The organism is Bacillus sp. AFS001701, assembly GCF_002559405.1.
Classification (GTDB): Bacteria; Bacillota; Bacilli; order Bacillales; family Bacillaceae_G; genus Gottfriedia.
In genome coordinates this window covers 1-7,043 of record NZ_NTZO01000154.1, presented here as the reverse complement: position 1 = coordinate 7,043, position 7,043 = coordinate 1, and the positions used below count along the sequence as shown (strand labels likewise).

At 31.4% G+C, this 7,043-nt stretch carries 7 protein-coding genes and 1 pseudogene; 7 read left to right on the top strand and 1 reads right to left on the bottom strand.

Going from position 1 to position 7,043, the window contains the following annotated elements; translation table 11 throughout:
* The first annotated feature begins 774 nt into the window (after nt 1-774).
* Both CN514_RS12150 and CN514_RS26830 read left to right on the top strand, forming a co-directional pair.
* Complete coding sequence (locus tag CN514_RS12150; RefSeq protein ID WP_098232810.1) at nt 775-1,203, top strand: YxiJ family protein; 429 nt, start codon at nt 775-777, stop codon at nt 1,201-1,203.
* Nucleotides 1,204-1,789: 586 nt separating this feature from the next.
* Nucleotides 1,790-2,023 (top strand): DUF3953 domain-containing protein, encoded by a 234-nt coding sequence (locus tag CN514_RS26830; RefSeq protein WP_098232808.1) that lies wholly within the window; start codon nt 1,790-1,792, stop codon nt 2,021-2,023.
* 579 nt (nt 2,024-2,602) lie between these two features.
* Here CN514_RS26830 and CN514_RS12135 read toward each other — a convergent pair.
* Entirely contained in the window at nt 2,603-3,349 is a 747-nt protein-coding gene (locus tag CN514_RS12135) for an HAD family hydrolase (RefSeq protein ID WP_098232807.1), read from the bottom strand.
* Between the two features lie 492 nt (nt 3,350-3,841).
* Here CN514_RS12135 and CN514_RS12130 point away from each other — a divergent pair, with 492 nt between their 5' ends.
* The 5 genes and pseudogenes from CN514_RS12130 to CN514_RS12100 all read left to right on the top strand — a co-directional run bounded on the left by CN514_RS12130 (nt 3,842) and on the right by CN514_RS12100 (nt 6,951).
* A complete protein-coding gene (locus CN514_RS12130; RefSeq protein ID WP_141529360.1) occupies nt 3,842-4,411 on the top strand; it encodes a hypothetical protein in 570 nt (189 codons plus the stop codon).
* An 880-nt stretch (nt 4,412-5,291) separates the two neighbouring features.
* On the top strand, nt 5,292-5,687 hold the full coding sequence (locus CN514_RS12120; RefSeq protein WP_098232804.1) for a reverse transcriptase family protein: 396 nt from the start codon (nt 5,292-5,294) through the stop codon (nt 5,685-5,687).
* 108 nt (nt 5,688-5,795) lie between these two features.
* A pseudogene (locus tag CN514_RS12110) lies at nt 5,796-6,110 on the top strand (orotate phosphoribosyltransferase); the annotation flags it as partial.
* Nucleotides 6,111-6,291: 181 nt separating this feature from the next.
* On the top strand, nt 6,292-6,630 hold the full coding sequence (locus CN514_RS12105) for a DUF5655 domain-containing protein (RefSeq protein WP_098232802.1): 339 nt from the start codon (nt 6,292-6,294) through the stop codon (nt 6,628-6,630).
* A gap of 24 nt (nt 6,631-6,654) precedes the next feature.
* The gene (locus CN514_RS12100) at nt 6,655-6,951 is read left to right on the top strand and encodes a hypothetical protein (protein ID WP_098232801.1); all 297 of its coding nucleotides are present in this window, start codon (nt 6,655-6,657) and stop codon (nt 6,949-6,951) included.
* Nucleotides 6,952-7,043 lie beyond the last annotated feature (92 nt).

Sequence of the window (7,043 nt, the reverse complement as noted above, 5' to 3'; positions counted from 1 at the left end):
AAAGTATAGTTTGGCTCTTGAGTAGTTCGATTTTATTGAATAGAGAATTAATTTTAAATATTTTGTATAATAATAGGGAGAAATTCTTTGAATTGGGAGTCAATTAACTGTAGGTATGGTGAAGGAAAATTATGTGAAATTTTGATAATCTGAATATGACTGATTTTTATTTTGAAGAAGTTTATAAGTATATTAGTTAGCCTAAAGAATCAAGCAATGAACCAGGGCTAAGGAATGCACAAATTGGAGAAATTTATTCAATTTGTAATTCCTTACAATTAATGATTCTAATACAGCAATTGTTGTCATACCCACAGGTTCAGTCAAAACTTCTGTGTTAATGATGGCACCATATGTATTGGGAGCAAAAAAGGTTCTCGTAGTTACCCCAAGTAAGATGGTTTGGGGGCAAATCACAGAGGATTATAGCAATTTAAGAACACTAATTATAGCAAAACAATACCAGTTAAGTATTGATCGAAGGGTAGCTGATATTGTTACTCATTGTACTTACTTTAGGGAATTTATTTCAGTTCACTTAAACGAATTTATGATTAGCTTGTACAACTAACGAGAGCGTTAGTTCAACAACGATGGGCTGCTTCCGTAGTCCATTTTTTGTTGTGCTAACTGGCAGGTTAGTTGAATAAGAAATGATATAATTTATATAAAAATGTTTAATTATGGTGACTTAATTTGAAAACAAAAGACATGTATAACTTAGATTTTTTAGATCCATTTCGAAATATTAGAAGTGAGAAAGTTTCTACTGGAATGGTTAGATACTTCCAATACCTTTTAGAATTGGTAAAAGCTGAAAAAAATCCGATTATTTTAAAAGAATTATTGAAATTGGGGGAGACACTAAAAAATCCTTTCCCTTATCAAGATACTGAACTTATTCAAAATGATTATAAAGATTTTTTCTCAGAGGATGATTGCCTTAACGCTGATTTGAATACATATTGGATGATTATCCTTTCAAGCCATAATTATATTATTAGAGGTAAATCTGATGAGATTTATAAAAAAAACTTAATAAAATGGTTGAAGTTATCATTTTTTGATCAATTTGATCAATATAAGTTTTTAAAAACAAATATCGATAAATATCCAATTTTTTATAAAGACTACCTTAATTACGAGAAAACAAGAATGTATATATTGTATTACTTGTTCCTCGAAAGAAAACTATTGAACTAACGAGAGCGTTAGTTCAACAAAGATGGGCTACTTCTGTAGTCCATTAGTGTAGTTCAATAAGCAGGATTTACCAATAACTAAGGTTTTTATAATATGAGATAATCTAAGAGTATTTAAGTTATTAAAAACATATGGTGGTTATATGATGAAGAAATATAATACCAAGATGAAGTAACAGTTGTAGTTGTTGAATATTGAGGGCTTAAAGAACTGGAGGAATTAATGAAATTCTTATTTGGGATTTTGCGTATAGTTTTTATGTATATTATTTTAGGTGGTATATTCTTTAAGTTAATTGATTTCGTCTATTATATCTTTGGAGTCAGCATACATAGTAACATATTTAATTGGATCACTCTAATTGCATTTTTAATGTTATATTTTGTGCTTTACATAAATAAGGTTCAGTTCATAGGAAATGAAAAGACATCTAGAAGAAAAAAACTTCCAATTTCAATTACTGCAACTATTATAAGTTGTTCCCTTTTCCTTTTAATAATTGCTCCTTTTGTTGGATGATGATATAGAACTAACGCATGCATTAGTTGGAATTTACTACTAAATAAATAGTACGGAGGAACTTCGAATGTTAAGAATTTTAAGGTTAATATTTGCATCGGTAGTCGTAATTTTGTCTATCTATGGCTTAATAACTCATAAGTCAGCATTAATGCCTTATATGCTCTTTTTCTTAGGAGCAACGGTCTTGTTGGCAAGTATATCTGAATTTCAACTAAAACGAAAAAAAAATGGATATATTTATTTCATAGTATCTTTGTTTGCGTTCTTTGTATCAATACAAATATTCTTATTGAACTAACGAGAGCGTTAGTTGCATAGAGAACTTCAAAATTGAAGTCCTAAAAGAAAAACTTACTAACTAAAAAAGCGATTACTGCAAGGATAATATACTTTAGAATGGTACGCATCTTCCATTTCTCTAAGTAATAGTAAGCGACAATCCACTAGAGTGAGACTGCTATAAAAAAAAATTGAATGATAGATGAAAATATTCACGAATAAAACCGATGGCAAAAAAAGCTAATAGGTGTACACCATCATATTTTTCTTCTGGTTCTTTTTCCTTTTTTTTATTTCCTCGGCATAGCTATTCTCCCTATTAATATAATTTCACTTATAGATTAGTTTTTCATTATTATTTCATTCCTTCTTAATCTAAACTGCAGTTAGTACAAAAAGAAGATCGACGAAACCGTCGATCTTGATGTTCAACTTACGCATGCATTAGTTGAATAAGGAAAGGACTCGTTGATTAGTAAATAGAATAAATATATAGCTTTCAACTGCTTTATAAAGTCCTTTAAGTTTACTTTATTTAATTATAAAGATTATCTTGGTCTCTATTTCGGTTATAGATATCAAAATTATTTGGTGAGAATTAATTCCTGACTCGACCTTCCTTTTTAATGTGTTTATGTATTGCATTCGGTATATCATGTAGTGAATGTAACGTTAGAAAAGCCGCTTTAGGCTCAACATTAACTTCAACATCGTTATATTTCCATTCTACTTCAGCTGGAATGTAAATGGCATTGATGTTCAACTCCAGTGCTGGAACGATATCAGTTCTTAACGAATTTCCTACCATCCAAGTTATTTTAGGATCGGCATCAATTGTTTTTAATATATCCGATAAAGCGGTTGTGTCTTTATGTTCTGAAATAAAGATACGATGTTCAAAATATGTAGTGAGTTCTAACTGAGTAATCTTCCTACGTTGATTCTCTTCATCTCCACCTGTATGTAAATATAATTCGTGTCCTGCTTCTTTTAATTGCTGTAGTGTTTCATTCATATAGGGGAGCGGTTCTACAGGAATGTTAAAGACCTTAAACCCCAACTCTCTTAATAATTCGATTTCATGCTTGACTTTTTCTTTTCCTGTAAGGTCACAAAAGTATTTATAAGCACCAATAAAGGATTCAGGAAAACGGCCTGATGTTAGACCGTGTTCATCAATTGATTCCAAATCAATTTCAAGCTGTTTTTGCTTTATTTGCTCTTTTGTTAAGGAGTCAAACCATATGATCATTTGGTCGGCAAACTCTCCAATAACCTTGTTAAAATATCTATTACAATAGACTAGAGTATCGTCAAGATTAAATAAAATAATTTGTTTCTGCATCATTTACTCCTTTTAAATTATTTTCCTTCAATATAATTTTCCTATAGATATTAGTGTGGTTTGAATATTGTTTTTCATTCCATCACCTATAATGCTGCTAAAACGAACAATATGCTTTATTCAAGAATCGGGCGCTTTATTTGAATAAGGCTAATAGAAATGATCAACCTTTTTATCAGAGTAATCCAATTGAATTTATTAAGTGCTTGATTTGAACATTCTTTTTCAAAACAGGTTCTTTCTTTTTGTTCGTTTTAAGAGTTACAGAAACATAGATTTTTTTCCAATTCTTATTGAACTAACGAGAGCATTAGTTGTATATCATGATCGACTTTTTAGTCGATTTTTTATTGTGCAAAACTGCAAATTAGATTGAATAAGTAAGGTGTTACTTACTAAACTTTTGGAAATAACTCAGCATCATTAGGAAGGTGATTTTTATAAGACCTAGAATTAACATACTTAGAAGTGATCACCATGGGAGGTAAGTCAGTGATGCATCATAAAAAAAGGATCGCCATTATGTTTATGTTGTGTGTAGCTATTGTCTGGTACATATTCTTTAAACCTAATTTTCTAATGAATGGAAATAATAAAAAAAATATCGTAGAAAATATTCAATCATTAATCGATCCTAACCAATCAATTGAAATTATAAAAATATATGATTTGAAAAATGATCGATATGTAGCGTATTTGCATGATAATATCCCTGCATATATACACTTTGAAAAAAACATTATTGGAAATTATAAATTTATCAATGCTGATTATGGATACACTAACCTCGAAAATAAAACAGAAGAAAACCTACAAGTTTTCCCTTTATTTAGGGGATATCAAGATGGAAAGCCTTTGCCTTTTAACCTACTTGTAATAACAAATTACGAAAATACTGTCGCTAAATTGGGTGTGCGTGTTGTGAATGCTACTGGTAGCACAGAGAAAAATGAAATTAACGTGGGTAAACCAAGCGCTAGTATTCTTACAATGTATAAAGCATCTGAAGCATATAGTTTGGAATATAAATATTTTGATAAAAATGGAAAACTAGTTAAGTAACTTACGCATGCATTAGTTGAACAAGATCACGAGTCGCCAATGCGACTTTTTTTTATTGAAGTAACTGGCAGGATAGTTGTACAAGGATTTCGTACATTTCTGACGAATTTTAATATAATTCGGGATAAAAAAAGATGCATAAAGGGGAATCTTCAAGATGGATTTAAGTAGATATATTTTAATAAGTAGTATAAGTTGTTTTATTTTTTTCTTTTTATATTCTTGGGTTTTTATGCCAAATTCGGGTGTTAATGGTTTTGGATTAATAAGTATTTTTATGGGAGTAATTATTGGAATCCTGCTTTCAATTAACAGAACTTTAAACGAGAAGAAAAAATAGTAAAAAAACCTTTTTATACAACTAACTGATGCGTGTGCGGCCGAGCATAGGTCGTATCATATAACGGGTGGGATTCCCGTCGAGTAAGAACTAGCCAGTCGCTCGTAGCGAGTCTTGGAGGATTAAAGGTAACTTTAATCTTTAAGCGTAGACAGTTAGGTGGCGGGCCGAAAGCCATATGGTTGAAGGGATTGAGCTCCATAATGTTAGTAAATAGAGAGGGCTGATGCTTTACGCATAGCAGAAAGCTACACTTTACCTTTCGGTAAGGCAAGAATGGTAAAGTCTCTCTGGAGTCAGAGACCTTGGCACGTTACACATTGATATGATACGGCAACTCGGGAGACCCTACCGGTCTTTTCTTTATAGAAGAGTATGGTGTACAAGCGATAACAAGTGAGGAAACCAAATGCCGATGTAGGGAGTCGGATAGTAGCGTATTACCTATGAAGTTGGGTAATGCCGATGGAGGAAAGGCTACTACCAGTTTATCACCCTTAATAGGGACACATTTACTACACACAGAGGTAGGTATAACAAATGGAAACAAAACTACTAAGGATAGCAGAATTAGCAAAATCTGATCCTAAAATGAAATTTACATCTCTTGCACATTTACTAGATAAGCAATCACTAGTTCAATGTCACATTGAATTACCAAATAAGAAAGCAACTGGGATAAAAGGTACAACGAAAGAACAATACAGTAGTAATATCGAAGAAAATATAGAGGATTTAGTAAGCAGACTTAAGAGCAAAAGCTATCGTCCTGTTCCAGTTAGGAGAATGTATATTCCGAAAATCAATTCGAAAAAGAAAAGACCATTAAGTATACCGGAACATGAAGATAAGGTTGTTCAAAAAGGTGTTACGAAAATATTAAACTCTATCTATGAAATTGACTTCTTGGAAGGAAGAAAGTACAAAGCAAATTAAAAGAGTCGAAAGAATGGTTGAAGAAGAATAGAAATAACAATATTCATATAATCATGGACAGATTCAAACGCTCGCTTATTGGTTATTCCAACTACTATTGCATCACTGATTGCCACTGCTTTATCTTTAAAAACAGGCATCCCAGTAGTATTTGTTCGAAAAGAAGCGAAAGCCTATTGTACTTGCAAACTTGCAGAAGGAATTGATATTCAAAATAAGAAAGTTTGTATTGTTGAAGACGTAGTGACAACTGGGGGACAAATTAAACTTAGTGCAGAGGATTTAAAACAAGTTGGTGCCAATGTAAAAGACGTTTTATGTGTTATTGATCGAAAACAAAATGGTAAAGAAAATTTATACGAAGCAGGATTAATTTTACACTCGTTACTTACAATGGATGATTTAATCGCTGTTACGAAATAAATAATAGTGTTTTCAACTAACGAATGCGTAAGTTGTACAACGATAGACTACTTTGGTGGTCTATTTTTTATTGGACTAACTGGCAGTTTAGTTGCATAGGAAAATGGTAAAATGGTGTAAAAAGATGCAAATTAATGGTTATACAATCTTATAAGTTAGGGAGAAAGAAGGCGATGAAAATATGTCAGAAAATGAACTATTCTTAAATAAGGCATCTAATGTTAATGAAATATATTCAAAAATACTCGATTTATTGAAAGAAATAGGACCATTTGAAATTGAGTTTAAAAAGACTTCTATTCATCTTTTGAATAAGTCTTCCTTTTGTGGAGTTCATCCAAAAAAGAAATGGCTAGATTTTAATTTAGTTACAAACCATCAAATTGAACACGAGAAGATTACTAAAATTGAACAAGTTTCCAAAAATAGATTTCACAATAACTTTAGATTTCATAGTATAGACGACCTAGATCAAGCGTTTTTAGTTCTTTTAAAGGAATCTTATCAATTGATGAGTTAGTACGAGAAAGGATATTTATTATCAATGAACAGCATTTATTTAGGAATTATATCTGGTTTTATATTTGGTTTAATATCTGTACTTATAATGCTCCCCATGAAATTTGAGGACAAACGCATTGCTATTATTAGTTCATTTATTAATCGTTTTACGATTGGTTTCTTAATTTCAGTAACTGTCCTTCCTTTGTATGGTTGGACAAAAGGAATATTAATAGGGTTGTTAATTAGCCTCCCAGATGCACTGATTACAAAAGCCTATAAACCAATCATTGGTTTAGGAATAATCGGAGGAGCTATTATTGGAGCCTTTACTGGCTAAGTAATTGGAAGGGGCCATGTTTCGTTATGTAACTAACTAACGCATGCGATACTTCAATAGAAGATCGCTTTTTCTTATTCAACATAATGGCA

What these genes read in the sequence shown, in the direction of transcription:
- CN514_RS26830 (WP_098232808.1), top strand. Translation starts at nt 1,790, where the DNA reads ATGTTAAGAATTTTAAGGTTAATATTTGCATCGGTAGTCGTAATTTTG.
- CN514_RS12135 (WP_098232807.1), bottom strand. Translation starts at nt 3,349, where the DNA reads ATGCAGAAACAAATTATTTTATTTAATCTTGACGATACTCTAGTCTAT.
- CN514_RS12100 (WP_098232801.1), top strand. Translation starts at nt 6,655, where the DNA reads ATGAACAGCATTTATTTAGGAATTATATCTGGTTTTATATTTGGTTTA.
- CN514_RS12105 (WP_098232802.1), top strand. Translation starts at nt 6,292, where the DNA reads ATGTCAGAAAATGAACTATTCTTAAATAAGGCATCTAATGTTAATGAA.
- CN514_RS12120 (WP_098232804.1), top strand. Translation starts at nt 5,292, where the DNA reads ATGGAAACAAAACTACTAAGGATAGCAGAATTAGCAAAATCTGATCCT.
- CN514_RS12150 (WP_098232810.1), top strand. Translation starts at nt 775, where the DNA reads ATGGTTAGATACTTCCAATACCTTTTAGAATTGGTAAAAGCTGAAAAA.